We start from the raw sequence: 24,910 nt of genomic DNA on the forward strand, positions 1-24,910 counted from the left end.
CCCTGGCGCCCGTGCCGCGCCAGCGGACGGGCTACTTCTCTTCCAGCCGGTCGAGGTCGGGGATCGGCAGTGCCAGCTCCTCCTTGACCTCTTCCATGACCACGTAGCTCTTGGATTCTTTCACGCCGGGCAGGGTCAGCACCACATCGCCCAGCAGCTGGCGGTAGGCCGACATCTCGGGAATACGGCACTTGAGAATGTAGTCGAACTGCCCGGAGACGAGATGACACTCCTGGATCTGCGGCAGCTTGGCCACCGCGCGACGAAACTCGTCGAACACCGCGGGTGACTGCGTGGTCAGGCTGATCTCGACGAACACCAGCAGATTGGCGCGCAGGGCCGCGGGGTCGAGCACCGCCTTGTAGCCGCGGATGATACCCGCCTTCTCCAGCCGCTTGACCCGCTCCAGGCAGGGCGTGGTGGAAAGCCCCACCTGGGCCGCCAGGTCGACGTAGGAGATGCGCGCATTCTCCTGCAGGCAGCGCAGAATATTGAGATCGATCCGGTCCAGCGATCGTGATTTGGCTTTCATTGCTGTCGTTGTTCCAAGCCGGTGAAAGATAAGCGTGACGAGCCCCCACCCACCGCGAGCGGCAACGGCCGGCAGGCGCTCGGGAAGCGCTGAATGAATCGCCGAACGAGATCAAGGGCAACGCGCACGGAACGCAGAAGGCGAGACATAACATGGGATTAGGCGAGCCTTCGAGTACCGCGCAACGTAGCCATGCGCTGGGGACGCCGAGTCCGTGCAGGCATTGATGCAGCGCTTCCCCACGGGTAAGGGGGGATTATTACTAACACGATGTCACGTCGGACCTCTAGGCACGCGCCACAATTGAGAAAACGCTGTATCAGCAGCGCTCGGAGATACGGATCATCGTAGGATGGGAAGTGAGGAGCGACAGTGAGCGACCCAAGCGAGCGCTCGAGGTGAAAGACCGGGCCTGTGAGACGCGAAAGCGTTCGGCGCACCGCCCGATTTCAGCCCCAGCGGCCGCCGCTGACGCGCTCGTGCCCCCCCAGGTCGGTGAGCGACGCGATCTGGGCGTAGCCCGCGTCGCCGAGCAGCGCACGCACCGCACCGGCCTGGGTATGGCCATGCTCCAGCCAGAGCCAGCCGCCGGGCTCGAGAAAAGCCGGCGCACTCGCCACCAGCGCGCGCAGATCGGCCAGGCCCGCTTCCGCGGCGACCAGCGCCCGGCGCGGTTCGAAGCGCACATCGTCGCGACCCAGATGGGGGTCATCGGCATCGATATAGGGCGGGTTGGCAACGATGATCGCGAAGCGCTCCCCTGCCAGCGCACCGAACCAGTCGCTCTCGACGAAACGCGCATTGGTCAGCCCCAGGCGCGCGCCGTTGGCGCTGGCCAGTGCCACCGCCTGGGGCTCGACGTCGGCCCCCAGCACGTGCCAGTCGGGGCGCTCGCTGGCAAAGGCTAGCGCCACCGCGCCGGTGCCGGTGCCGAGATCGAGCAGCGTGCCCTGGGTTGGCGCCGCCACCGCCAGCGCCGCCTCGACCAGCCTCTCGGTATCCGGACGCGGAATCAGCGTGACCGGCGAGGTATCCAGCTCGAGCCCCCAGAATTCGCGCCGCCCGGTCAGATAGGCGACCGGCCAGCCCGCCGCGCGACGTTCGATCAGCGCCTCGAAGCGCGCCGCACTCTCGGCCGGCAGCTCGCGATCCCCCCAGGTGTAGAGCCAGGTGCGATCCACCCCATGGGCGTGCATCAGCAGCACCTCGGCATCCAGGCGCGCGCTGGGCGAGGCGCTCAGCCGCCGGGCCGCCTGACGCAGCGCCTCGTCGGCGGTCACGCCTCGCCCTGCAGTGCCGCCAGCTGGTCGGCCTGATACTCGTTGACCAGCGGCTGCACCACCTCGTCGAGATCGCCGGCCATCACCTCACCCAGCTTGTAGAGCGTCAGATTGATGCGGTGGTCGGTGAGCCGGCCCTGGGGGAAGTTGTAGGTGCGGATGCGCTCGCTGCGATCCCCCGAGCCCACCAGCGAGCGCCGGGTATCGGCCTGCTGCTGGCGCTGGGAGTCGACCGCCGCCTGCTTGAGCCGCGCCGCCAGCAGCGACATCGCCTTGGCCCGGTTCTTGTGCTGGCTGCGCTCCTCCTGGCACTCCACCACCAGCCCCGTGGGCAGGTGGGTGATGCGGATCGCCGAATCGGTGGTGTTGACGTGCTGGCCACCGGCACCGCTGGAGCGGAAGGTGTCCACGCGCAGGTCGTTGGCGTTGATATCGACGTCACCGACCGCGTCGGCCTCCGGCATCACCGCCACGGTGCAGGCGGAGGTGTGGATGCGCCCCTGGGACTCGGTCGCCGGCACCCGCTGCACGCGGTGCGCGCCGGACTCGAACTTGAGCACGGCGTAGACGCTGTCGCCCTTGACCCGGGCGATCAGCTCCTTGTAACCGCCCTGCTCGCCGTGGCTGGCGCTGACCACCTCGATGCGCCAGCCGCGGCGCTCGGCGTAGCGCGAGTACATGCGGAACAGATCACCGGCGAACAGTGCTGCCTCGTCGCCACCGGTGCCGGCGCGGATTTCGAGGAAGACATCGCTGCCGTCATCCGGGTCCTTGGGCACCAGCAGCCGCTTGAGCGTCTCCTCCTGGGCGGCGAGGCTGGCACGCGCGGCGTGCCACTCCTCCTCGGCCAGTTCGCGCATCTCGGGGTCACTGTCCTTGAGCATCTGCTCCGCCGCCTCGAGGTCACCCTCGGTGCGACAGTAGTCGCGCCAAGCCTCGACCAGCGGCTCGAGCTCGGCGTACTCGCGGGAGTAGTCGCGAAAGCGCGGCTGATCGGCGATCACCTCGGGCTCGGAGAGCAGCGCGGAGAGTTCTTCGAAACGGTCACGGAAGGCGTCCAGTCGTTCGCGCAGAGACGCTTTCATGCAGAATCCTGTGTCGTGGCGGGGGCGCCGATCAGCAAGCTATCGGCGGCCTGAATGATATCGTGACGGGACTGCCCGGAGGCTTCACGCAGACGCAGCGTGGGGCCGTGCATCAGCTTGTTGGCGAGCTGGTGCGAGAGACGCTTGATCACCGCTTCCGGGTCTTCGCCGCGGGCCAACTGGGCCAGCGCCTCGCGCTCGGCGGCCTCGCGCAGCGATTCGCCGTGCTGGCGGTAGCGCCGGATCAGATCGCCGGCACCGCGCACTCGGCGCTCGTGCAGCCACTGCTCCACGCCGTGCTCGATCAGCGCCTCGGCCTGACGCGCCGCCACCTCGCGGTGACGCCGGTTCTCGGCGATCACCTGCTGCAGGTCGTCGACGCTGTAGAGGAAGACATCGGCGAGATCGCCCACCTCCGGCTCGATGTCCCGAGGTACCGCGATGTCGACCATGAACATGGGGCGATGGCGGCGCACCTTGAGCGCGCGCTCGACCATCCCTTTGCCCAGGATCGGCAGCTCGCTGGCGGTGGAGGCGATGACGATGTCGGCCTGCTCCAGCGCCTGGGGAATGTCGCTCAACTCGATCGCCCGCGCGCCGCAGGTCTCGGCCAGCGCCTGTGCCCGCGGCAGGGTGCGGTTGGCCACGGTCAGCCCCATGATCCCCGCCTCGCGCAGGTGCCGGGCGACCAGCTCGATGGTCTCGCCGGCGCCGATCAGTAGCGCCCGGGCGCGGCCGAAGTCATCGAAGATGCGGCTCGCCAGGCTGACCGCGGCGTAGGCCACCGATACCGGGTTCTCACCGATCGAGGTCTCGGTGCGCACCTGCTTGGCGATCGAGAAGGTCTGCTGGAACAGCCGCTCCAGTTCGCTGCCGAGCCCGGCGTGCTGGCGCGCGATCTGGTAGGCATCCTTGAGCTGACCGAGAATCTGGGGCTCGCCCAGCACCATCGAATCGAGACCCGCGGCGACCCGCATCAGATGACGTGCGGCCTCGCGCTCGTGATAGTGGTAGGCGCAGCTCAGCAGATCCTTGGCCGGCATACCGTGGAAGTCACCGAGCCACTCCACTAGTTGACGCTCGCCGTCGTCCACGGTGATGCAGTAGAGCTCGGTACGGTTGCAGGTCGACAGCACCGCCGCTTCGCGCACGTCAGGCAGCGCCCGCAGCTGCGTCAGCGCGGATTCGAGCTGCGCCGGCGAAAAGGCCACGCGCTCGCGCACGTCGACCGCGGCGGTCTTGTGATTGATACCCAGAGCTAGCAGCGTCATGAAATCACGGTCAAAATCTTGCAAGGGTCGAGGCGCCATCGCCACCTGTCATCGCAGGCCAGCGGGCGGGTGAGCGGATCCGGCGATGTCAGGTCGCGGCCCACGCGCTTGCCGCAGTTCGGTATATCCTGCCCGCGGCCGTCGACGGCTGCGCCATTTTAGCACAGCCTAACGACACTTAGCAGGCAACCTGTCCGTGCACCCTGCGTCATTGCCGCACGCCCCCGGGCCAGGGCGATGCATCGAGATTGACCCGCGACCGCCAGCCGTTATGCTGAGGCGATCGACTGACCCCGAGGACGGCATGCCCAAACGTCTGTTATACGCCGCTGGCTGCGCGGCTCTGCTGGCCGGCTGCCAGAGCATGCCGGCCGACCCCGCTGCCCCCGCTGCCGACCCCATGGCCTCGGCGCCGCCGATCACCCGTGGTTTCGATGCCGCCGGTCTTTCGCAGGTGCTGCTGTCGGAGATGGCCGGGCAGCGCGGCGACTTTCACCGCGCGGCCACCGGCTACCTGGCCGCGGCCGAACGCTATCGCAGTGCGGCGCTGGCCGAGCGCGCCACGCTCGCCGCGCGCTACACCGACGACACTGCCCTGCTCGCCACCACGGCCTCGCGCTGGCAGCAGTACGCCCCTGATGACAGCGCCCCGGAAGAGCTACTCTCGGGCATTGCCATCGATCGCGGCGACTGGCCCGGGGCGCTGAGCCATCGCCTCGAGCTGGCCCGCGACGGCCAGCCGGCGCGCCTGCTCGAACTGGTCGAGCTGGCGATCGAGGCGCGCACCCCGCTGTCACCGCTGCGCGAACAGTTGCAAGCATTTCTCGCCACGCATCCGACCCAGCTCGATGCCCAGCTGGCCATGGCACGGCTGGAGGCGGCCAGCGGCGAGCCCGATGTGGCCCAGCAACGCCTGGCCCGGCTGACCCGCACGCACGCCAGCGAGCCAGAGCTATGGCTGACCCGCGCCCAGATCGCCATCGAGGCCGGCGACAATGCCCAAGCCGCAGCGCTGGCCCGACGCGGCCAGACCCTGGCACCGGACGACGCCCGCTTCGTGCTGGCCCTGGCCCAGGCCGAGATCGCCGCCGGCGATCTCGACGCCGCCGAAACCCAAGTGAATCGGCTGCTGGCCGAGCACGACAACACCCCCAGTCTGCGCCTGGGGCTGGCCCAGCTCTATCTCGAGGCCGGCGCCCTCGACCCGGCGAAACGCTTGCTGCTGCCACTGCTCGACCGCGACGCCACACCGCCGGCCGCTTATCTGCTGCTGGGCACCATCGCCGACTCCCAGGACGAGCCCGACAATGCCCTGCTCTACTACCGTCAGGTACCGCCGGGGCCCGGCTTCGCCGAGTCCCGGGCACTGGCGATACAGATGCTGGTCGCGGCCGGGCGCCTCGACGACGCCGAGAACTTCGTGCGCATCGAGAGCCTGCGCCATCCGCGTCAGCGCGCGCTGCTGACCCAGATCGGCGTGCAGGCGCTGGACGCCGCCGATGACAGCGCGCGTGCCGACGCCCTGCTCGCCGACAGCCTCGAGCGCGATCCCGACAACAGTGACCTGCTCTACAGCCGGGCGATGCGCGACTACGCCAAGGGTGATGTCGACGGCATGATCGCTACCCTGCGCGATATCATCGCCCGCGAGCCGGACAACGCCGCCGCGCTCAATGCCCTCGGCTACACGCTCGCCACCGACAGCGACCGCTACGACGAGGCCTTCGGCCTGATCCAGCGCGCGCACCAGTTGGAACCGCAGAATCCGGCGATCCTCGACAGCCTCGGCTGGGTCCACTTCAAGCGCGGCGACAACGACAAGGCGCTGGGCTATCTGCGCCGCGCCTACGCCGGCCAGCCCGACCAGGAGGTCGCCGCGCACCTGGCCGAAGTCCTCGCCGCCAAGGGTCTCGACGACGAGGCCAAAGCGCTCGTTGCCCGCGCCCTGGCCGCCAGCGACGAGCATCCGGATATCGACGCGCTGCTGAGCCGCTACCCCCGATTGACCCCTTCACCCGCTTCGGATTCGACAGGACGTCCCGATGACACCAGCGTACCCAACCCCTGACCGGGCCAGCACGTCACGTGCGGCCCCGTTATCTCTCTCGACATTCGTATCGCGCCACTGGCGCCTGCTGGGCGCCGCCACCCTGAGCCTATGGCTGGCGGGCTGCGCCGGCCAGACCACCGCCCCCAGCGCGCCGCGCCAGGCCGACGACTGGCAGCGCCAGCAGAGCCGGCTCGAGGCGCTCGACACCTGGACCGTGGCGGGCAAGGTAGGCTTGCGCACCCCACGTGACAGCACCAGCGCCAACCTCGACTGGACCCAGACGCCGCAGCACTACCGCATGCTCATCAGCGGCCCCTTCGGCACCGGACGCAGCGTGCTCGAAGGGCACGCCGGCGCGGTCGAGCTGACCACCGGTGACGGCACCTTCCATGCCAGCTCGCCGGAGGCGCTGATGCAGCAGCAGCTCGGCTGGTCGCTGCCGATCTCGGCGCTCGACTACTGGGTGCGCGGCCTGCCGGCCCCGGGTGCGGCACACGACGAGACCCGCGACGACCTGGGCTTCCCGGCGCAGCTGCGTCAGGCCGGCTGGACCATCGCCTACCGCGACTGGACCTACGCCGGCGGGCTGTGGCTGCCGCGGCGTCTGGTCATGACCTATGACGACATTCGCGCCCTGCTGGTGGTCAACGAGTGGCAGCCGGGGCAGGCGGACACCACGCCATGACGCCCTGGGTTCTGCCGGCCCCGGCCAAGCTCAACCTGCTGCTGCGCATCACCGGACGCCGCGCCGACGGCTATCACGAGCTGCAGACCCTGTTCCAGCTGCTCGACCACGGCGACACCCTCAGCTTCACCCCGCGCGACGACGGCGTCGTCACCCTGAGCCCGGCGCTCGATGGGGTCAGCGCGGAGGAGAATCTGATCGTGCGTGCGGCGCGCCTGCTACAGCGCGAGACCGGCTGCCGTGCCGGGGTCGATATCGTGCTCGACAAGCGCCTGCCGATGGGCGGCGGGCTGGGTGGCGGCAGCTCCGACGCCGCCACCACCCTAGTCGCGCTGGACCGGCTGTGGCAGCTCGACCTGGGGCACGACAGGCTCGCCGCGCTCGGCCTGGGCCTGGGCGCCGACGTGCCGGTATTCGTGCGCGGCGACAGCGCCTGGGCCGAGGGCGTGGGCGAACGCCTGATCCCGGTGGCGCTGGCCGAGCGCTGGTTCGTGGTGGTTCATCCGGGGGTCGCGGTCTCCACCGCGGCGGTGTTTGGGCATCCCGGTTTGACACGTGACAGCACCGCCATTAGTATGCGCCTCGCACTCGACGGGGCCACCCCCGAGACGGTGTGGCGCAACGACTGCGAAAGCGTCGTCCGCGCGCTCTATCCCGAGGTCGACCGCGCCCTCGCCTGGCTTTCGAGCCACGGTGACGCGCTCCTCACCGGGACCGGCGCCTGCGTCTTCTGCCCTGTCGCGGATGAAGCCTCGGCCGATGCGGTCATCGCCGATGCACCCGACGGGTGGCAGATCTTCAAGGCCCGCGGCGTGGCTCGCTCCCCGCTGCATCGCGCTCTGGAGATCCTGTCGGCCTGACGACGAAAGTCACGCGCCGCAGTGCAGGGTTATCATGCCTGAAGCACTATTGAGCGTGGTTTTTGATCCACGGCTAGCCAACGGTCGGCGCTTTTACGCATAATATGCGCTGCCGACGATTGCTGGGGTATCGCCAAGTGGTAAGGCACCGGTTTCTGGTACCGGCATTCCCAGGTTCGAATCCTGGTACCCCAGCCACTTCCTTGACTCTTTGCAAGCCTGCCTACGGAAACCGGGACGCGATGGCCACTCTGCCCACACGACTTCCCTACCGGCGCTGCTGCTTCTCCTGTCGTCCCATGACTGCCGCCCTGCGCCCCGAGCGTCTGGCGCCGTCGTGCGTGACGCCATATCGCCGGCTTCTCGGCACTCTCCATCAGCGCTCGTCTTCCCACTGCAGTCTTGCCCGTCTCTGCTCCAATCGAATGTCCCAACTGACCTTCAAACAGCTCTCAAAGGTGGCCGCGCGTGTCTAAATTGATGGTTTTCACCGGTAACGCCAACGCTGCCCTGGCGGCGAAAGTGGCCGAGTGCCTCGATAACCGGCTCGGCCACGCCACGGTCGGCCAGTTCAGCGACGGTGAGATCGCCGTCGAGATCAATGAGAACGTGCGCGGCAAGGATGTCTTCATTCTGCAGTCGACCTGCGCGCCGACCAACGACAACCTGATGGAGCTGATTCTGATGGTCGACGCGCTGCGCCGCGCCTCGGCAACCCGAATCACCGCCGTCGTACCCTACTTCGGCTATGCCCGCCAGGATCGCCGCGTGCGCTCGGCGCGCGTGCCGATCTCGGCCAAGGTGGTCGCCGACATGATGGTCAAGGCCGGCGTCGACCGCGTCATGACCATGGATCTGCACGCCGACCAGATCCAGGGCTTCTTCGACGTGCCGGTGGACAACGTCTACGGCTCGCCGATTCTGCTCGACGACATCGAGCGCCAGAACTACGACGACCTGGTGGTGGTCTCCCCCGACGTCGGCGGCGTGGTCCGCGCCCGCGCCATCGCCAAGCAGCTCAATGTCGACCTGGCGATCATCGACAAGCGCCGCCCGCAGGCCAACCAGGCCCAGGTGATGCACATCATCGGCGATATCCAGGATCGTACCTGCGTGGTGGTCGACGACATGGTCGACACCGCCGGCACCCTGTGCAAGGCCGCCGAGGCGCTCAAGGATCACGGTGCGCGTCGGGTGGTCGCCTACGCCACCCACCCGATCCTCTCCGGCCCCGCGGTCGACAATATTAGTGGCTCGGTGCTTGACGAACTCGTGGTTGCCGATACCATACCGCTCTCCGAACCTGCGCGTCGCAGTGGCAAGATCCGTCAGCTGACGGTCGCCGGCCTGATCGCCGAAGCCATTCGCCGTGTCAGCAACGAGGAATCCGTCAGCGCGATGTTCCACTGATCGGCAACTACGGTCAGTAACGCGCGCCGACACACAGGCGACTGCCGTGAGGGCAGTCGCGCCAATGGAGACGGCACGGCCTGGTCGCGGGCGGTGCCGTACTCCTTTTCTATCGATAGAGGTGACAACTCATGTCCCATTACACCCTGACAGCCAATGTTCGTACGGAGCTGGGGAAAGGTGCGAGCCGCCGCCTGCGCCGCAAGAACGAACAGGTCGCCGCGATCATCTACGGTGGCGAAGCCGCCCCGCAGCCGATCACCATCGACAAGCCGGCCTTCTACAAGGCGATCGAAGACGAATCTTTCTTCTCTTCGGTCATCGACATCCAGATCGACGGCAAGAGCGAGCAGGTCGTCATCCGTGATCTCCAGCGCCATCCGTACAAGGCCCTGGTGACCCACGCTGACTTCATGCGCGTCGATGCGACCCATGAGCTGACCCTGAACGTCCCGCTGCACTTCCTCAACGAAGAGAGCTGCAAGGGCGTCAAGGACGAAGGTGGTGTGATCCACGTCCTCAATAACGACGTCCAGATCAGCTGCCTGCCGTCCAAGCTGCCGGAATACCTCGAAGTCGACGTCGCCAATCTGGGCCTCGGCGAGACCATTCACCTGTCCGACCTCAAGCTGCCGGAAGGTGTGACCCTGGTCGAACTGACCCACGGCGAAGAGCACGATGCCGGCGTCGTCAGCGTGACTCACCCGACCGTGGCACGTGACGACGAAGTGGCCGGCGAAGGCGTCGACGAAGACGGCGAACCGAAAGGCGAAGCGTAAGCTTCACGGCACGCGACGAGAGCAGGCGACGGCATGGGCGACGTGAAAGCGATCATCGGTCTCGGCAACCCGGGACCGGAGTACGAAGACACTCGCCACAATGCCGGCGCCTGGCTGGTCGAACGCCTCGCGAGGGACGCAGCGCAGACGCTGCGTCCCGAGCGCAAGTTTCTGGGTCTATATGCCAAGATCCGCCTGGGCGGGCACGACCTGCATCTGCTCAACCCCACCACCTTCATGAACCGCAGCGGTGCCTCCGTGGCCGCGCTGTGCCAGTTCTTCAAGATTGCCCCGGACGAGGTGATCGTGGCTCACGACGAGCTCGACATCGCCCCGGGTACGGCGCGCTACAAGACCGGCGGCGGTCATGGCGGCCATAACGGCCTGCGCGACATCATCAGCGCGTTCGGCAACCACAACGGCTTTCATCGGCTGAGAGTCGGTATCGGCCACCCGGGCAGCGCCAAGCTGGTGACCAACTACGTGCTCGGCCGCCCCGGCAAGACGGAGCGCGAAGCCATCGACGCAGCGCTCGACGAGATCGTCGTCACCCTGCCCGACGCGCTCGACGGCCACTGGGCCAAGGCGATGAATCGCCTGCACGCCTTTTCCGCCTGAGCCACGCCCCCGTCAGCCTACCCCGCGCCATACACGTGTTATCGCCGGCGCCACGGGTCGAGTAGAATAGCGATCTTTCACGCGTCACGAACTCTCTTTCCAGGAAGCGCTCATGGGATTCAACTGCGGCATCGTCGGTCTGCCCAACGTCGGCAAGTCGACGCTCTTCAACGCCTTGACACGCTCCGGCATCGACGCCGAGAACTTTCCCTTCTGCACCATCGAGCCGAACACCGGCATCGTGCCGATGCCGGACCCGCGGCTCGACAAGCTGTCCGAGATCGTCAAGCCGGAGAAGGTCGTGCCCACGACCATGGAGTTCGTCGATATCGCCGGCCTGGTCGAGGGCGCCTCCAAGGGCGAAGGCCTCGGCAACCAGTTCCTGGCCAACATCCGCGAGACCGACGCGATCGCCCATGTGGTGCGCTGCTTCGATGACGACAACGTCATCCACGTCGCCAACCAGGTCGACCCCACGGCCGATATCGAGACCATCAACCTCGAGCTCGCACTGGCCGATCTCGATGCGGTGGAGCGCTCGATCCAGCGCCTGACCCGCGTGGTCAAGGGCGGCGACAAGGAAGCGATCGCCACCAAAGCCATTCTCGATCGCATCCAGCCGCATCTCGCCGAGGGCCAGCCGCTGCGCAGCTTCGGTCTGGACGAGGATGAGCAGCGCCAGCTGCGCAGCTTCGGTTTCCTGACGCTCAAGCCGACGATGTACATCGCCAACGTCAACGAAGACGGCTTCGAGAACAATCCCCATCTCGATACGGTACGCCGCATCGCCGCCAGCGAGAATGCCGTCGTGGTGCCGGTATGCAACAAGCTGGAAGCGGAGATCGCCGAGCTCGAGGACGAGGAGCGCGCCATGTTCCTCGATGAGATGGGCATGGAAGAGCCCGGGCTCGATCGTGTCATCCGTGCCGGCTATGGGCTGCTGGGCCTGCAGACCTACTTCACCGCAGGCGTGAAGGAAGTCCGAGCCTGGACGGTCAAGGTCGGCGCCACCGCTCCGCAGGCGGCGGGCGTGATCCACACCGACTTCGAGAAGGGTTTCATTCGCGCCGAAGTGGTCAGCTATGACGATTTCGTCGCCCTGGGCGGCGAGAACGGCGCCAAGGAAGCCGGCAAGTGGCGCCTGGAAGGCAAGGCCTACGTGGTCCAGGACGGCGACGTCATGCACTTCCGCTTCAACGTCTGAGCGCCGCCATCCGCCGGGGCCCGACAGTAGTGCGCCCCGGTAGCGTCCGACAGCCGGATTCATGCAAAAAAGCGTTGACGTTTCATCGGGTTATGCTAGTATTCGCCTCCGTTGTCACACATCGAGCGTGACCACGACGGCTACGTAGCTCAGCTGGTTAGAGCACATCACTCATAATGATGGGGTCCCCTGTTCGAATCAGGGCGTAGCCACCAGACACGACGCCAAAGCCCACCTCGCGTGGGCTTTGGCGTTTTTGCAGGTCATCGTCTTGCCTATCCTCTCGATAAACCTGTCGGATCGGTGAGCCAGGCGGGGCTCAACCCCAGAGCGTCGGCGGCGCGGGATGCACCCCCATCGCATCGTAGTGCAGTCCGGGGGCGCGATCCCGGGCCAGCAGCAGCGGCCCGTCGAGATCGACCACCGCGGCGCCCTGAGCCACCAGCAGTGCCGGCGCCATCGACAGCGACGACCCCACCATGCAGCCCACCATCACCCCGAACCCCAAGGCCTGCGCCTCGCGCTTGAGCGCCAAGGCTTCGGTCAGGCCGCCGCTCTTGTCGAGCTTGATATTGATCATGTCGTAGCGCCCCACCAGCGCTGCCAGTGAGCTGCGATCATGACAGGCCTCATCGGCACACACCGGCAAGCGCCGCTCGATCTGCGCCAGTGAGGCGTCGTCAGAGGCGGGCAGCGGCTGCTCGACCATCTCGATACCCAGCTCGACCAGCCGCGGCGCCAGATGCTGGTAGGTGGGCAGGTCCCAGCCCTCGTTGGCATCGACGATGAGCCGCGCCCGCGGCGCCCCTTCGCGCACCGCGCGCAGGCGTTCGAGATCCCCCTCCCCGCCCAGCTTGAGCTTGAGCAGCGGGCGCGCGGCATGGCGCTGGGCCTTGTCGCGCATGGCAGCCGGCGTATCCAGCGACAGCGTATAGGCGCATACCTGGGCCTGCGGCAGCGTCAGTCCGGCCAGCGCCCACACCGGCGTGGCACGCCGCTTGGCCTCCAGATCCCATAGCGCACAGTCCACCGCATTGCGCGCCGCGCCGGCCGGCAGCCGAGTCTGCAGCGCCTCACGACCCAGCCCGCTGGCGAGATCTTCCCGCAGCGATTCGATCTGTGCGATGACGCTCGCCACCGACTCGCCATAGTGGGCGTAGGGCACGCACTCGCCATGACCCACGTGGCCGGCGTCGCTCAGGCTCACCGTCACCACCCGCGCTTCGCTGCGCGCCCCGCGCGAGATGGTGAAGCGCTCGGCCAGTGCGAAGCGCGTCTCCTCCACCTTCAGTGTCGCCATGCTGTTCCTCCTAGGGCCTAGAGAATCTCCCAAGAGCGCCTTTCACAACCGCTGGAGAACGCGACGGCAGGGCGTCGCGAGGGCGCTGTGAACCCTTCCCTGGGCGCTACCTTTGCCATCCCTGGCAAAGGACCCTCGCTTTGCCCGGCCCCCGCGCCCCTCGTTAGAGGATTGGGAGTGGGGGCCAAGAGGCTTCTCTTTTCGTACAACCCCCTAGTGTCGTACAACCCTTAGGCATCGTGCGCCGGGTCGAGCGTCGCCCGATTGTAGAACGCGATCAGCGCGCGGATCAGATAGCCAGGGTCGCGGGTGCCGGCGGTCTCGCGGATAGAGTGCATGCCCCACTGCGGCACGCCGACATCGATCGTGGGCACGCCCAGCTCGGTGGCGGTGATCGGCCCGATGGTGCTGCCGCAGCCCATGTCGGCGCGGGTCACGAACTGCTGTACCGGCACCTCGGCCTCGCGGCAGAGATCGTGGAACAGCGCAGCGGTGGCGCTATTGGTGGCGTAGCGCTGGCTGGCGTTGACCTTGATCACCGGGCCGGCGTTGATCGCCGGACCATGGTTAGGGTCGTGCTTGTCGGCGAAGTTGGGGTGCAGCGCATGGGCGTTGTCGCAGGAGATCATCAGCGAACGCTGGATCAGGCGTACGAAGCCCTCGTCACCGGCCTCGCCCAGCGCCGCATTGACCCGGCGCAGCACATCGGCCAGAAACGGCCCCTGGGCGCCGCAGGCGCTGGCGCTGCCGACCTCCTCATGGTCGTTGGCGACCAGTACCGCCCCCTGGCTGCCGTCGCAGCCGAGCAGCGCCTCGAGGCCGATGAAACAGGAGAGCAGATTGTCGAGCCGGGCGCTGGCCAAAAGCTCCCCCGCGACCCCGACCCGCGCCGGCGGCTGTACGTCGTGGAAGCCCAGTTCGAAGTCGACGATCTCGGCGTCCTGGATGCCATGCTCGGCGGCGATCCACTGCTGCAGCAGGCGCGTCACGTCGTCTGCCTGGCCGCCCTGCAGAAACACCGGCGCCATCTGGGTCTGGGCGTTCACGGCACGGCCGCTGTTGGCCTCGCGATCGAGATGGATCGCTAGACTGGGGATGATAGCCACGGGTTCGGAAACATTGATCAATAACCCTTGCAGTCGACCGTCGGCTCGACGAACATGCACCCGGCCGGAGAGTCCCAGATCACGGTCGAACCAGGGCGCCAGCAGCGCCCCGCCGTAGACCTGTACGCCCAGCTGCAGCCACCCCTTGTTGACCACCGCCGGCTGCGGTTTGAGCCTGAGCGCCGGGCTATCGGTATGCGCCCCAACCATGCGCAGCGCGCGCAGCGGCGTGGCCGGTAGCTGTAGCGCAATCAGCGAGCTGTCGTTGCGCGTGACGTAGACCTTGTCGCCCGGCGTCAGCTGCCAACTGTCGGTCTCGCGCAGCCGACGATAGCCGGCGGCTTCGAGACGCTCGACGAGATTGGCCGTTGCATGCCAGGGCGACGGCGAGCTGGCGAGGAAATCGATCAGACGATCGATGACGGCGGTGTCGGAAATGGCATCGGCGACGACGGGGTCGGACATGAGGTTCCTCGAACGGCGGTCGGTCGGCAGTCGATACGACTGCTACAATGGATTTTGGACCTGAAAAAGATTCATGGATCCGGTGGTCTGAAAGGGAACAGCCGGTAGTCTTAAAGGGAACAGAGTGTACAGGAAACCGGGAGTGCTTCATTGATAACCCTGACTGTCGCCGCTCGGCACGCGGCCATGTGTTTGCTACTGCTGGCATGGAGCGTCGTGGCGCTGGCCGGTCCTACCCCAACCGATGCACAGCGCCAGGCGGCGACGGAAGTGGCGGAGGCGATTCAGTACGGCTCCTATGCCGAAGTCAGCCTCGACAATGCCTGGTCGAAGCGCGCCTTCAAGCGCCTGCTCGACGTGCTCGACGATCAGCGCGCCTATCTGCTGCAGCGCGACGTCGACGACTTCAGCGACCTCGACACCACGCTCGATGACGCCGTCGAGGATGGCGATCTGGACCGCGTCTATGCCTTCTATTCACGTTACCAGGAGCGTGTCGAAGCACGCCTGCAGTGGCTGGTGGCGCGGGTCGATCACGGCATCGACTACACCTATACCGGTAACGAGCGCCTGGCGCTCGACCGCAAGGACTCGCCCTGGGCCGGCAGCGAGGCGTCGCTCGACGCGCTCTGGAGCAAGCGCCTCGAGAACGCGGCGCTGACGCTGTCGCTCAACGACCAGACGCCGGCGCAGATCCAGAAGACGCTGCACGATCGCTACACCAACCAGCTCAACCGGGTGCGTCAGACCAACGCCGAGGACGTGCTGGTGCTGCTGATGGCCGCAGTCACCGGCACCGTCGACCCGCATACCGAATATCTCTCGCCGCAGCAGGGAGAGTCGTTCGACATCCAGATGCGGCTGTCGCTCGAAGGGATCGGCGCGCTGCTCCAGAACGATGGCGAATACGTCAAGGTCTCCAGCCTGGTGCCCGGCGGGCCGGCGGACAAGAGCGGCGTGCTGCAGCCGGCGGATCGCATCGTCGCGGTCGGCCAGGGCAACGACGGCGACATGGTCAATGTGGTTGGCATGCGTCTGGATCAGGTGGTCGAGCTGATTCGCGGGCCCAAGGGCTCTACCGTGCGCCTCGACATCATCCCGGCCAAGGCGGTCGACGTCACCCGCACCCAGCAGGTCAAGATCACCCGCGACACGGTCAAGCTCGAGGATCAGGCTGCCCACAGCAAGGTCGAGGAGATCCAGCGCGGCGGTCAAACCCACAAGATCGGGATCATCACCGTCCCCGCCTTCTACGTCGACTTCGACGCCTGGCAGGCGGGCGAGACCGACTACCGCAGCACCACCCGCGACGTGGCCAAGGAGATCGCCAAGCTCAAGGCGCAGAGCGTCGAGGGTATCGTGCTCGACCTGCGCAACGACGGCGGCGGCGCCCTGCAGGAGGCTAATTCGATGATCGGTCTGTTCATCGACCGCGGCCCCACGGTGCAGGTGCGCGACGCCCGCGGGCGCATCAACCTGTATGGCGACACCGACGCTGGCGTCGCCTACGACGGCCCGCTGGCGGTGCTGGTCAACCGTCTCTCCGCCTCGGCCTCGGAGATCTTCGCCGGCGCGATCCAGGATTACGGTCGCGGCCTGGTGATCGGTAGCCGCACCTTCGGCAAGGGCACGGTGCAGACCCTGAGCGATCTGAGCCACGGCCAGATCAAGCTCACCCGTGCCAAGTTCTACCGCATCTCCGGTGAGAGCACTCAGAACCGCGGTGTCGAGCCCGACATTCTCTTCCCCAGCCTGATCGACCCCGACGAGATCGGTGAAAGCGCGCTCGACAACGCCCTGCCCTGGGACCGCGTGCGCCCGGTGCAGTACCGGCTCTATGGCCAGCCCTGGCGCTACCTGGAGAGCCTGCAGGACCGTCATGACAAGCGTGTCGCCAACGATCCGGACTTCGTCTATCTGGAGAAGCAGGCGCAGTTGATCAAGCGTCTGCGCGAACAGCAGACCAGCATCAGCCTCAACGCCGAGCAGCGCAAACGCGAGATGGAAGCTCAGGAGACCGAGCAGCTGGCACTGGAGAATCAGCGTCGCCGCGCGCTGGGCCTGGAGCCGCTGAAGAGCTGGGTCGACGCCCGCGATCGCTCAGCGGATGCCGACGACGGCCAGTCGAACGCGAGTGACAGTGGCACCGCGAAAGACAAGAGCGCCAAGGGCCAGCAGGACGATAAAGGCGACAAGGCCGACGACGTCGAGCCGATTGACCGCGCCGAGCTGCAGGAGACCTCGCAGATCCTGCTCGACTACGCCCAGCTGATGCAGAAGCCCCCCGCCAACTGAGCGACCGCACGCCGGCCTGTCACCACGGGCCACGCGCACCAGCGACTACCAGACGCCCCATCCCTGCATGGGGCGTCTGGCATTTCGGCCCAGCTCTCTCCTCCCCCACGGTCCGCCGCCGGCGCCCTGCCGGACTGAGATATCTCGGTCCTGAGGAAGCGAAAACGCTGATATAAGCCAGCGCCAGATTCATGCGATCGGGTCATGCCACGGCGCAACGTCGTGGCTAGAGTCAGAATACCCCGCCGGCATCGCGTTCCCGCGCGCTCTTTACGGGCATTATCACGGGCACGCACACACCGGCCCTGACACGCCGGACCCGCCGCCATGTTCTTTCCCCAACGCACCTATCTGTTCCTGGAAGGCCCCGCCTCTCCTTTCTTCAGCCAGCTGGCCCAGCGCCTGCTGGACGATGGGCATCGCGTGGTCAAGCTGCACTTCCATCTCGGTGAGCGTCTCTACTGGCACCACCCCGGCGCGCTGAGCTTTCGTCATCCACTGGCGATGCTGCCCCATGTGCTCGGCGAGCTGTGGCGTCAGCACCACGTGACCGATCAGGTGCTGTTCCAGGCGCAAACGCCCGCGCATGGTCTGGCGGTTCCACTCGCCCGACGCTACGGCATCCGCAATCACCTCTTCGACCACGGCTACCTGGGGCCGGGGCGCATCACGCTGGAGCGTGAAGGCAGCGGCGCACGCTCACTGCTGCCGCGTGACCCGTGGTGGTTCCATGCCGCCGCCGAGGGGCTCTGCGAGCCCGCCCCGCCGGTCGCCTGGCCGGCCCCCGGGGCCCTGGCACGGCTGATGCCCGCACGCTATCGGCTGGACCCCGGGCGCCGGCCACCCCTCTGGCCCGTTACGCCGTCACCGACAGCGCCCAGGGCACGAGCCGCTGACGTCAATACGCCCTTTTTCATTCTCTCCAGCGGCGGCCAGCTGGGCCGCAACGGCCATGCTCCCCAGCGCCACCACATAGAACGCGTGATCGCCGGTTTTGCCCGCGTCGCCCCGTCCCGCTGTCGCCTGCTGCTGCTGCCGACCGCGGCCGATCGCCATCGGCACCCGCCGCGCCGCTGGGCGGTACGCCTGGCACGGCGGCTGGCACTGGGGCAACGCCTCGACTTTCTCGCCCCCACCCAACTGGCGCGACTGCTGCCCCACGCCAGTGGCTGGGTCGGCCAGGGCGAACCCGAAGCCCACCTGGCCCTGGCCGAAGGCTGTCCTCTGTTCGCTCTCAGCGACGCCCACTACTGCCTGCCGGGGCTGGCAGAAAGCGACGATCTGGAACTGTTCTGGCGCTATCCGCGCGCGCCCGAGGCCGACCTCTACCGTGCCTTCCGCCGGGTGCTGATCCACGCCACCCAACTGGAGGGTGACTTCTACGTCAGCGCCGGCCGCGATCGCGCCGTGATGGAAGCCGCCGAGCGACTCACCGCGAATATCTCGCCGATCGAGCGCCTGCTCCACGCCTCCCGCGCCCGAGTCGCCTCCTGAACCGGACCGGCGAGCCTGCGCGCCGCTGACACCCGCCCTGAAACGTCAACCGCCCGCCCGGGTATCCCCGGGCGGGCGGTCTCTTCTCGATGACGCTGTCGGCATCAAACGCGACTTCTCAGCGCCGCGCCCACCAGAACGCCCGCGCCCGCGCCGGGTCGCCGAGTTCACGCGCCTTGTGTGCGGCTCGGCGGGCCATCGCCCGTGCCTCCCCGGGCTGCTGCACCAACCGCTGCACGGCCTCGCACCACGCCACTTCAGCATTATCCACCAGCAGCCCGTCGACCCCATCCTCGACCACATCGCGGTAGGGAGAACAGCGGCTATAGATGCCCACGCTCCCCATCAGCGCGTTGTCGAGAAACTTGATGTGCGACTTGCCGGCATTGAACGGCGTATCGACCATCGGCGTCAGTCCGATGTCCGCACTATGCTGGCCGCGGTAACGCTGGAAGGCGCGCCAGTTCAATGCCCGCGGCGTCTGCACCCGGGCGAGCCCCTGCAGCGCCCGCGGCGTGTGATCGCCGAGCATGATCTCGAAAGAGAGGTCGCTATGTCGTTGGTGCAGTGCCACCAGCGCCGGGGTGATCGCCTCGAGATCGCCCAGATGCGCACGCGAGCCGTAGAACCCGATCCGCGTCAGCGCTGGTGGCGGCGTGGTCGCCACCGGCTCGCCGATCAGCGGTGGGGTCAGCACCGCCACCGCCGGATGGTGGCGACGCAGCTGCCGGCCCAGCGCAGCGCTACTGGCGATCACCTCATCGGCCAGCGCGAACAGCCGCGGCTGCAGATGCGTGGCGACATGGCGCATGCGCCGGCGATAGCTCGCCGGCAAACGCGGGTCCTCGGCTGCCGCCGGGATGTCGTCGTCGACCAGGTAGCGGATCGTCGCCAGCCGCTCGCGGTTGGCCTCGAGCCAGGATAGCCAGTAAGTGTTGAGTGAGCGGCAGACCAGGACATGGGCATGGCGCATCTCCCCGACCAGCCACGGCATGCACATGATCGGCAGCCGCCAGTAGCTGGTGTCGATACGCCTGACCTCGATGCCCCGAGCCTGCAGCCAGGGTGCCGCTGACCCCAGGAAATAGATATCCTCGGTCGGACAGCAGCCGTCGCTCAGTACCACCCAACGTGGATAGCGCATGATCGGGTCCCCTCTCGGATTGGCGGTGGCAACGCATGCCCGGCGGCGGTCCCGTGGCCGCGCCGGTTGCGGTTCAGGCCGGCGGCGCGAGCAGCGCGCGGCCAATGTCCTGGCGCGGCTTGACCATCAGCTTGGTGAAGGCCATCAGCACCATCTCGTCGATCCCCGCGCCGAGGTGGCGCTTGAGCTCGTCGTAATCCTTGAAGCTCGGCTCCGGGGCCACGCACATCTCGAAGAAGTGCTGACGATTGACGTGAGGGTTGTCGAGGAAGAAGCGGCTCAGCCGGTTGTGCTTCTCCTGCTTGGCGGCGCTGGCGACGTAGTTACCGATCCGCGCGAAGAACTGCTCGACGTTGCGCAGCGGCAGGTGGTAGACGCACGCCTCCCACTCGCGGGCAAAGGCAGTCGCCTCGGCATCCGGTTCGAGCACGCTCTGGTCGCTCTTGGCCATCAGCCAGTGGTAGCCCATGTGCAGGCGGTGGGACTGGCGATAGAGACACAGCGCCTTGGTATCCGACGCCTGCTCGCCCAGTGACCAGTACTCGGCGTCCAGCAGCCGGCCCTGAAGATCGGGCTGCGGCGGAATCGGCGTCTTGCAGATCACGTTGATCCAGGGCACTCGGAAGTAGAACCGCTTGAGGTTCTCCTCGCCGGGGAAGCGCTGACAGAAGGCATCGAAGAACGCCTTCACCCCGCGCCCGTGGTTGAAGGTCAGGAACTCGTCGGCGTCGAAGCCGTAGACCACGTTGTGGCAGTCACGCTTGAGATAGATCTCCAGCGCCCCCTGGATATAGTCGGCCTTGCGCTTGGAGAAGCCCTGCTCGTCCTCGATCTCGACGAAGCCGATCTCACGCTCGGGGAACTGCGCCCGCAGACGCGCCACACACTCGCGTAGAAAGGCGTGCTCGACATGGCTGAGCACGACCAGGCGGTCGAACCCCAGGCGCAGGTGATGCAGGCAGGCGGCATAGACCACGTCCTCCTCGCCTCTGACCATGGTGATGGCGGTGAACTCGGTATGCATGTTCGGCTTCCTGTCGTCAGGGTGGAAAGATCAGCGGCGACGAGACCGGAGTCGACGTCGTCTCGGCGTGAAGAAGAAACGGTATTCGCTCGCCTTCTCGGCCACGCGGGTGGCCTGATTCAGCGCAGCGAAAAATCCTCATGGGTCAGGGTCAGATGCGGGTGGTAGGCCGGGTCGGTGAACAGGCTCGCCCCCCAGCGGCGGCGCATGTACTGGGCCTCGCTGGCGGCCCGCGCGCGCTTGGCCTGGGTGTCGTCGCTGCCGCGCGAGACCGACTCGTGGTGGTAGAGCTCGGCAAACGGCGTCCACAGGTTGCGGTAACCGGCGTCACGCACCCGCAGGCAGAAGTCGACATCGTTGAACGCCACCGCCAGGTGGGCTGCGTCGAGGCCGCCGACGGCAGTGAAGATCTCACGGCGCACCACCAGGCAGGCGGCGGTCACCGCGGAGTAGTTCTGGGCCAGATGCAGGCGTGAGAAGTAGCCCGGCTGATGCCCGCTGAAGTATTTGTGCGCATGCCCCGCCACACCGCCCACACCAAGCACCACGCCGGCGTGCTGGATGGTGCCGTTCGGGTAGTAGAGCTTGGCGCCGACACAGCCGATCTCAGGGCGGCAGGCGTGGGCGACCATCTCCGTGAGCCACTCCGGATGCATCGGCTCGATATCGTTGTTGACCAGCCCCAGGACCGTGCCGCGGGCCTGGGCCGCACCGAAGTTGTTGAGCGCCGAGTAGTTGAAGGGCCCCGGCCAGCGCAGCACACGCACCCTTGGGTCGGCGGCGATCGCGGTGAAGAAGTCGAGGGTGGCGGGATCGCGCGAATCGTTGTCGAGGATCAGCAGCTCGAGGTTGGGATAGGCCGTACGCTCCAGCAGCGCACGCACGCAGGGTTCGAGCAGCTCGACCCGGTCGCGGGTGGGCACCAGCAGGCTGACCAGCGGCGCCGGCTGCGGCAACGGCCAATGGACCCGGTAGGTGTTGGGAAAGCGCCCCGCCTCGACCCGCGCCGCGGGAGCCTCGATGGCCAGATGCTCGCGCACCGCGCGCAGCCCGGCGACACCGGTATAGGCCTTGGCCGCGGCCGCGCCAGCGGTCGAGGTACCGGCGGCGCGCCAGTGATAGAGCACCTGGGGAATATGCACGATGCGTTCGGCGCTCAGCCCGCGGGTGCAGCGCAACGCCAGATCATGATCCTGACTCCCCTCCAGGCCGAGCCGGAACCCGCCCAGCGCCCGCACCCCAGCGGTGCGGTAGACGCTCAGATGCGACAGATAATTCTGGCCCAGCAGCAGATCCGGGTTCCATGCCGGCTTGAAGTGGGGATCGAAGCGCTCACCGCGCTCATCGATCTTGTCCTCGTCGCTGTAGAGCACCTCGGCGTCGGGCTGTCGCTGCAGGGCCTCGACCACGTGAAAGAGCGCATCCCGGGCCAGCTCGTCATCGTGGTCGAGCAGCGCCACGAACTCGCCCCGGGCCAGCTCGAGGGCACTGTTGCTGGCGGCGCAGATATGCCCGTTGTGCTCCCGCTGTACCAGCGCGATGCGCGTATCCGCGGCAGCGTAGCGCGACAGCGTCTGCATCACCTGAGGGTCGCGCGAGGCGTCGTCGGCGATGCACAGCTGCCAGTGGGGGTAGCTCTGCGCGAGCACCGAGTCGAGACAGCGCGTCAGATACGCGGGCTCGGTGTCATGCGTCGGCAGCAGGATCGAGATCGTCGGGGTCCAGTCGAAGGCGGCCAGACGCGCGGCGATCACCACCGCCGGCGGCGTGGGGTGACGGTCGAGCCACGCCCGGTAACTGGCACTGGGGCAGGTCCGGGCGAAGGTCGCCTCGTACTGCGCCAGTGCCAGCTCGCGCCAGGCCAACCCGCGCTCGCGCGCGCGCCGCTTGAGTGAGGTGATCAGCTGCTGCCGGGGCGTCTGCAGCCAGTCCGGGTGCAGGTTGGTCAGCCGCTGGGCGAGCCGCTCATGGGCAAATCCCGGCGTCAGCCAGACCAGACGCAGATGCTCGACGCTGAACTCCCCGGTGCTCTCCAGCGGATCGAAGCGGATCGCGCGCAGCGTCGGCGGGATATAGCACAACCGCTTGGAGACGCGCCCGGCGCGTAGCGCCAGATAGAGACTGTGCGCCTCGTCGAAGCCGTCGCCGGTATCGAAATAGAGCTTGACCGCGGCACTGGCGCCAGCGTGATCCAGGCGCACTTCGAGCATGTGCCAACCGGGCAGCGGCAGTTGGCGCCGCCACAGGAACTGGGGGTCGTCATCGAGCGCCCGCCAGGCGTAGCGTGACCCCGGAGCCGTCAACGCCTCGAGCCCGGCCAGTGGCAGCAAGCGCGGCTGGCAGACCAGGCGCGTGGTGTGCTTGAGCCAGCCCCAGGAGCCCGGAAGCGGAGTCAGGGGTGGCGGCGAGGTCAGCGGGCGCAGCATCACGGCGCCAGCGCCTGCGACAGGCGTTCATCGACCGCGATCTGACAGCGCCCCAGCGACTGGCCGGTCAGCAGTACCCGGCACTCCACGCGGTCACCGGGGGCCGCCTTGAGCGGCAGATGAAAACCGACCTGGGCGGCGCGCGGCGCGCCCCAGCGCAGGAAGCCCGGGCGCAGCCCACTGGCCACGCAGCAGCCGACACGCGTGTCGTTGACGCGCACCTCCACCTCGACCGGATAGTCATCGACCGCCCACCAGGCCCAGCCCACCACGCGGTCCGGCTGACACTGCTGTATGCCGCCATGGGCATAGGGTCGGCCCTCGCGCCATAGCGCCAGACGCGTCTCGAACAGCGCCAGGGCCTGGGCATAGAGGCTGAAGTCGCTCGCGTTGAGTTCACGCAGCGCGGCTTCGTCGGCGGGGTCGATGGAATAGACGTGGCTTACCGAGTCGTGGCCCAGATTCTCTGCCAAGTCCGGTATCTGCCAGCCGTAGCGGTCATTGATCAGCGATAGCGAGTCGGCATAGCGCTCGGTGATGCCGACCATGCCCAGCGCTTCGAGTCGCGTCGACTCGAGAAAGCGCGCCTGGCGATTGATCATGTCCTGGCGACGGTAGAAGGCCTGGAAGCTGTCACGGTACTGATGGTGACGCACGAAGTGGTGATACTCCGAGGCGATCCGCTGCAGCGGTTCGCGCACGAAGGTGAAGCTATCGCGCAGGCCGGCCAGATGACCGTACTTGTCCATGCCCACATGGCCTGCCAGCAGGCGCACCTGTCGCTCGCGCAGACACTGCCAGAGCTGCCAGCTGTCACGCCGCTGGTGCGCCCACAGCGCCACCTCGGGGGCGGTCTCGCGCTGTTTCTCGCCGTAGTCGTGCCACACGCCCGCGCTGCCCAGATGGTGACGGGCACCCAGGCGGAAGCTGGTGCCGGCGGTCTTGGGGATATGCACGAAGAAGCGCGGCGGCGACGGCGGGCTCACTACCGGCAGCAGCGGTCGGATCTCTTCGCGCAGGCGTGCCAGCAGCTCCGACGAGAAGCCCAGGCGCTCCTGGTTGAGGTCGTGATTGCGGAAATACTGCATGTCGCGGGTATGGCCGGCGGGCATGTTGGCACGCCCGCGGTTGAGCTTGGTGTCGATGAACTCCTGACGCGACTTGATGTTGTAGTGATAGACCTTCAGCGGCGTGGCGATCACTTCCCGGGTCCGTCCCGAGCGCGGTTGATCGTCGAGAAACGTCACCGGATCGCCGTTGGCGTTGACGTAGCGATAGCCCGGCTCGAGAGTCGCCGCATGCGCGGTCATCGCCTTGACCCGCTGCGGCCTGACGATCGACTTGAAGTGACAGTTGACGGCATGCGCCTCGACGCTGGCCTGGGTGAACCGCTCCAGCACGCCGCCGGGCTGGCGTCGCTGCATGTGCGAGGAGCCGAAAATGCGCCAGTTGATCGCCACCGCGCCCACGTCCGCCGGCGCCAGCACCGGGGCCAGCCACTCCAGCGGCCGGTCGCAGTGGGGATGGACCAGGAACTCGTCGGCGTCGAGAAACGCCATGAACTCCGTCTCGCGTCCCCAGGTCTCCAGGACATGCGCGTACCAGCTGGTCTGGGCCTTGTCCTCCGGCGTCCAGCTACAGGTGGTCACCAGACCCAGCCGCTGCCAGCTCGCCAGCAGCAGATCGGTGCCATCATCGCTGCCGTTGTCGGCGATGTAGAAGTGCTCGACGCCGATCATGCGGTGGTAGGCGACCCACTCGGGCAGGTAGTCGCGCTCGTTCTTGACGATCGCCACCATCGCAAGGCGGTAGCTCAGCGCCGGGTCTCTGCGTGCCATCATCTCAACCATGAACCTCCGTCCAGCGTCGGGCCGGGTCACCC

General features: G+C 67.3%; 19 protein-coding genes and 2 tRNA genes. 11 read left to right on the plus strand and 10 right to left on the minus strand.

Annotation, left to right across the window (positions count from 1 at the left end; all coding sequences use genetic code 11):
- Positions 1–31: 31 nt before the first annotated feature.
- The 4 genes from ABV408_RS10955 to hemA all read right to left on the minus strand — a co-directional run bounded on the left by ABV408_RS10955 (position 32) and on the right by hemA (position 4,168).
- Positions 32–532 carry an Lrp/AsnC ligand binding domain-containing protein gene (locus tag ABV408_RS10955; protein ID WP_035471562.1) on the minus strand — a complete coding sequence of 167 codons (501 nt, stop codon included), beginning with the start codon at positions 530–532 and terminating at the stop codon, positions 32–34.
- 449 nt (positions 533–981) lie between these two features.
- Positions 982–1,812 (minus strand): peptide chain release factor N(5)-glutamine methyltransferase, encoded by an 831-nt coding sequence (gene prmC / locus ABV408_RS10960; RefSeq protein ID WP_353978992.1) that lies wholly within the window; start codon positions 1,810–1,812, stop codon positions 982–984.
- Positions 1,809–2,897 (minus strand): peptide chain release factor 1, encoded by a 1,089-nt coding sequence (gene prfA, locus ABV408_RS10965; RefSeq protein WP_353978993.1) that lies wholly within the window; start codon positions 2,895–2,897, stop codon positions 1,809–1,811. Before prfA ends, prmC begins: the two co-directional genes overlap by 4 nt.
- A complete protein-coding gene (gene hemA / locus ABV408_RS10970; protein WP_353978994.1) occupies positions 2,894–4,168 on the minus strand; it encodes a glutamyl-tRNA reductase in 1,275 nt (424 codons plus the stop codon). Before hemA ends, prfA begins: the two co-directional genes overlap by 4 nt.
- A gap of 304 nt (positions 4,169–4,472) precedes the next feature.
- Between hemA and ABV408_RS10975 the strand changes: the two genes are divergently transcribed.
- The 9 genes from ABV408_RS10975 to ABV408_RS11015 all read left to right on the plus strand — a co-directional run bounded on the left by ABV408_RS10975 (position 4,473) and on the right by ABV408_RS11015 (position 11,989).
- On the plus strand, positions 4,473–6,236 hold the full coding sequence (locus ABV408_RS10975; RefSeq protein WP_353978995.1) for a tetratricopeptide repeat protein: 1,764 nt from the start codon (positions 4,473–4,475) through the stop codon (positions 6,234–6,236).
- Complete coding sequence (gene lolB / locus ABV408_RS10980; RefSeq protein WP_353978996.1) at positions 6,211–6,903, plus strand: lipoprotein insertase outer membrane protein LolB; 693 nt, start codon at positions 6,211–6,213, stop codon at positions 6,901–6,903. Before ABV408_RS10975 ends, lolB begins: the two co-directional genes overlap by 26 nt.
- A complete protein-coding gene (gene ispE, locus ABV408_RS10985; protein ID WP_353978997.1) occupies positions 6,900–7,763 on the plus strand; it encodes a 4-(cytidine 5'-diphospho)-2-C-methyl-D-erythritol kinase in 864 nt (287 codons plus the stop codon). Before lolB ends, ispE begins: the two co-directional genes overlap by 4 nt.
- 123 nt (positions 7,764–7,886) lie before the next feature.
- Positions 7,887–7,961: transfer RNA gene (locus tag ABV408_RS10990), tRNA-Gln, on the plus strand.
- Between the two features lie 270 nt (positions 7,962–8,231).
- Positions 8,232–9,173: a ribose-phosphate pyrophosphokinase gene (locus ABV408_RS10995; protein ID WP_207036021.1), complete on the plus strand. Its 942-nt coding sequence runs from the start codon at positions 8,232–8,234 to the stop codon at positions 9,171–9,173.
- 131 nt (positions 9,174–9,304) lie between these two features.
- Positions 9,305–9,952, plus strand: coding sequence for a 50S ribosomal protein L25/general stress protein Ctc (locus ABV408_RS11000; RefSeq protein ID WP_353978998.1), 648 nt, complete (start codon positions 9,305–9,307; stop codon positions 9,950–9,952).
- Positions 9,953–9,985: 33 nt separating this feature from the next.
- Entirely contained in the window at positions 9,986–10,570 is a 585-nt protein-coding gene (pth, locus tag ABV408_RS11005; protein ID WP_353978999.1) for an aminoacyl-tRNA hydrolase, read from the plus strand.
- A 112-nt stretch (positions 10,571–10,682) separates the two neighbouring features.
- The gene (gene ychF / locus ABV408_RS11010) at positions 10,683–11,774 is read left to right on the plus strand and encodes a redox-regulated ATPase YchF (RefSeq protein ID WP_353979000.1); all 1,092 of its coding nucleotides are present in this window, start codon (positions 10,683–10,685) and stop codon (positions 11,772–11,774) included.
- 138 nt (positions 11,775–11,912) lie between these two features.
- Positions 11,913–11,989: transfer RNA gene (locus tag ABV408_RS11015), tRNA-Met, on the plus strand.
- Between the two features lie 104 nt (positions 11,990–12,093).
- Here the strand turns inward: ABV408_RS11015 and dgcA are convergent.
- On the minus strand, positions 12,094–13,074 hold the full coding sequence (gene dgcA / locus ABV408_RS11020) for an N-acetyl-D-Glu racemase DgcA (protein WP_353979001.1): 981 nt from the start codon (positions 13,072–13,074) through the stop codon (positions 12,094–12,096).
- Positions 13,075–13,304: 230 nt separating this feature from the next.
- Positions 13,305–14,645, minus strand: a complete 1,341-nt coding sequence (locus tag ABV408_RS11025) for a M18 family aminopeptidase (RefSeq protein WP_353979002.1) — start codon at positions 14,643–14,645, stop codon at positions 13,305–13,307.
- A gap of 186 nt (positions 14,646–14,831) precedes the next feature.
- On the opposite strand from ABV408_RS11025, the gene ABV408_RS11030 reads away from it, so the two are divergent.
- The gene (locus ABV408_RS11030; protein WP_353979003.1) at positions 14,832–16,940 is read left to right on the plus strand and encodes a carboxy terminal-processing peptidase; all 2,109 of its coding nucleotides are present in this window, start codon (positions 14,832–14,834) and stop codon (positions 16,938–16,940) included.
- 327 nt (positions 16,941–17,267) lie between these two features.
- A complete protein-coding gene (locus ABV408_RS11035; protein ID WP_353979004.1) occupies positions 17,268–18,434 on the plus strand; it encodes a hypothetical protein in 1,167 nt (388 codons plus the stop codon).
- Between the two features lie 118 nt (positions 18,435–18,552).
- On the opposite strand, the gene ABV408_RS11040 is transcribed toward ABV408_RS11035, so the two are convergent.
- From ABV408_RS11040 to ABV408_RS11055, 4 genes are all read right to left on the minus strand, one after another.
- Entirely contained in the window at positions 18,553–19,578 is a 1,026-nt protein-coding gene (locus ABV408_RS11040) for a glycosyltransferase (protein ID WP_353979005.1), read from the minus strand.
- 73 nt (positions 19,579–19,651) lie between these two features.
- Positions 19,652–20,602: a glycosyltransferase family 2 protein gene (locus tag ABV408_RS11045; RefSeq protein WP_353979006.1), complete on the minus strand. Its 951-nt coding sequence runs from the start codon at positions 20,600–20,602 to the stop codon at positions 19,652–19,654.
- Between the two features lie 119 nt (positions 20,603–20,721).
- Positions 20,722–23,028, minus strand: coding sequence for a glycosyltransferase family 2 protein (locus ABV408_RS11050; protein ID WP_353982232.1), 2,307 nt, complete (start codon positions 23,026–23,028; stop codon positions 20,722–20,724).
- On the minus strand, positions 23,028–24,869 hold the full coding sequence (locus ABV408_RS11055) for a glycosyltransferase family 2 protein (RefSeq protein ID WP_353979007.1): 1,842 nt from the start codon (positions 24,867–24,869) through the stop codon (positions 23,028–23,030). Before ABV408_RS11055 ends, ABV408_RS11050 begins: the two co-directional genes overlap by 1 nt.
- Positions 24,870–24,910: the final 41 nt, after the last annotated feature.

The sequence above is a fragment of the Salinicola endophyticus genome, assembly GCF_040536835.1.
GTDB classification, from domain to species: Bacteria; Pseudomonadota; Gammaproteobacteria; order Pseudomonadales; family Halomonadaceae; genus Salinicola; species Salinicola endophyticus_A.

Excerpts from the sequence above, each read along its gene's own strand:
- ABV408_RS10955 (WP_035471562.1), bottom strand. The coding sequence starts at position 532 with ATGAAAGCCAAATCACGATCGCTGGACCGGATCGATCTCAATATTCTG.
- prfA (WP_353978993.1), bottom strand. The coding sequence starts at position 2,897 with ATGAAAGCGTCTCTGCGCGAACGACTGGACGCCTTCCGTGACCGTTTC.
- hemA (WP_353978994.1), bottom strand. The coding sequence starts at position 4,168 with ATGACGCTGCTAGCTCTGGGTATCAATCACAAGACCGCCGCGGTCGAC.
- ABV408_RS10975 (WP_353978995.1), top strand. The coding sequence starts at position 4,473 with ATGCCCAAACGTCTGTTATACGCCGCTGGCTGCGCGGCTCTGCTGGCC.
- lolB (WP_353978996.1), top strand. The coding sequence starts at position 6,211 with ATGACACCAGCGTACCCAACCCCTGACCGGGCCAGCACGTCACGTGCG.
- ispE (WP_353978997.1), top strand. The coding sequence starts at position 6,900 with ATGACGCCCTGGGTTCTGCCGGCCCCGGCCAAGCTCAACCTGCTGCTG.
- ABV408_RS11000 (WP_353978998.1), top strand. The coding sequence starts at position 9,305 with ATGTCCCATTACACCCTGACAGCCAATGTTCGTACGGAGCTGGGGAAA.
- pth (WP_353978999.1), top strand. The coding sequence starts at position 9,986 with ATGGGCGACGTGAAAGCGATCATCGGTCTCGGCAACCCGGGACCGGAG.
- ychF (WP_353979000.1), top strand. The coding sequence starts at position 10,683 with ATGGGATTCAACTGCGGCATCGTCGGTCTGCCCAACGTCGGCAAGTCG.
- dgcA (WP_353979001.1), bottom strand. The coding sequence starts at position 13,074 with ATGGCGACACTGAAGGTGGAGGAGACGCGCTTCGCACTGGCCGAGCGC.
- ABV408_RS11025 (WP_353979002.1), bottom strand. The coding sequence starts at position 14,645 with ATGTCCGACCCCGTCGTCGCCGATGCCATTTCCGACACCGCCGTCATC.
- ABV408_RS11030 (WP_353979003.1), top strand. The coding sequence starts at position 14,832 with ATGTGTTTGCTACTGCTGGCATGGAGCGTCGTGGCGCTGGCCGGTCCT.
- ABV408_RS11035 (WP_353979004.1), top strand. The coding sequence starts at position 17,268 with ATGTTCTTTCCCCAACGCACCTATCTGTTCCTGGAAGGCCCCGCCTCT.
- ABV408_RS11040 (WP_353979005.1), bottom strand. The coding sequence starts at position 19,578 with ATGCGCTATCCACGTTGGGTGGTACTGAGCGACGGCTGCTGTCCGACC.
- ABV408_RS11045 (WP_353979006.1), bottom strand. The coding sequence starts at position 20,602 with ATGCATACCGAGTTCACCGCCATCACCATGGTCAGAGGCGAGGAGGAC.
- ABV408_RS11050 (WP_353982232.1), bottom strand. The coding sequence starts at position 23,028 with ATGCTGCGCCCGCTGACCTCGCCGCCACCCCTGACTCCGCTTCCGGGC.
- ABV408_RS11055 (WP_353979007.1), bottom strand. The coding sequence starts at position 24,869 with ATGATGGCACGCAGAGACCCGGCGCTGAGCTACCGCCTTGCGATGGTG.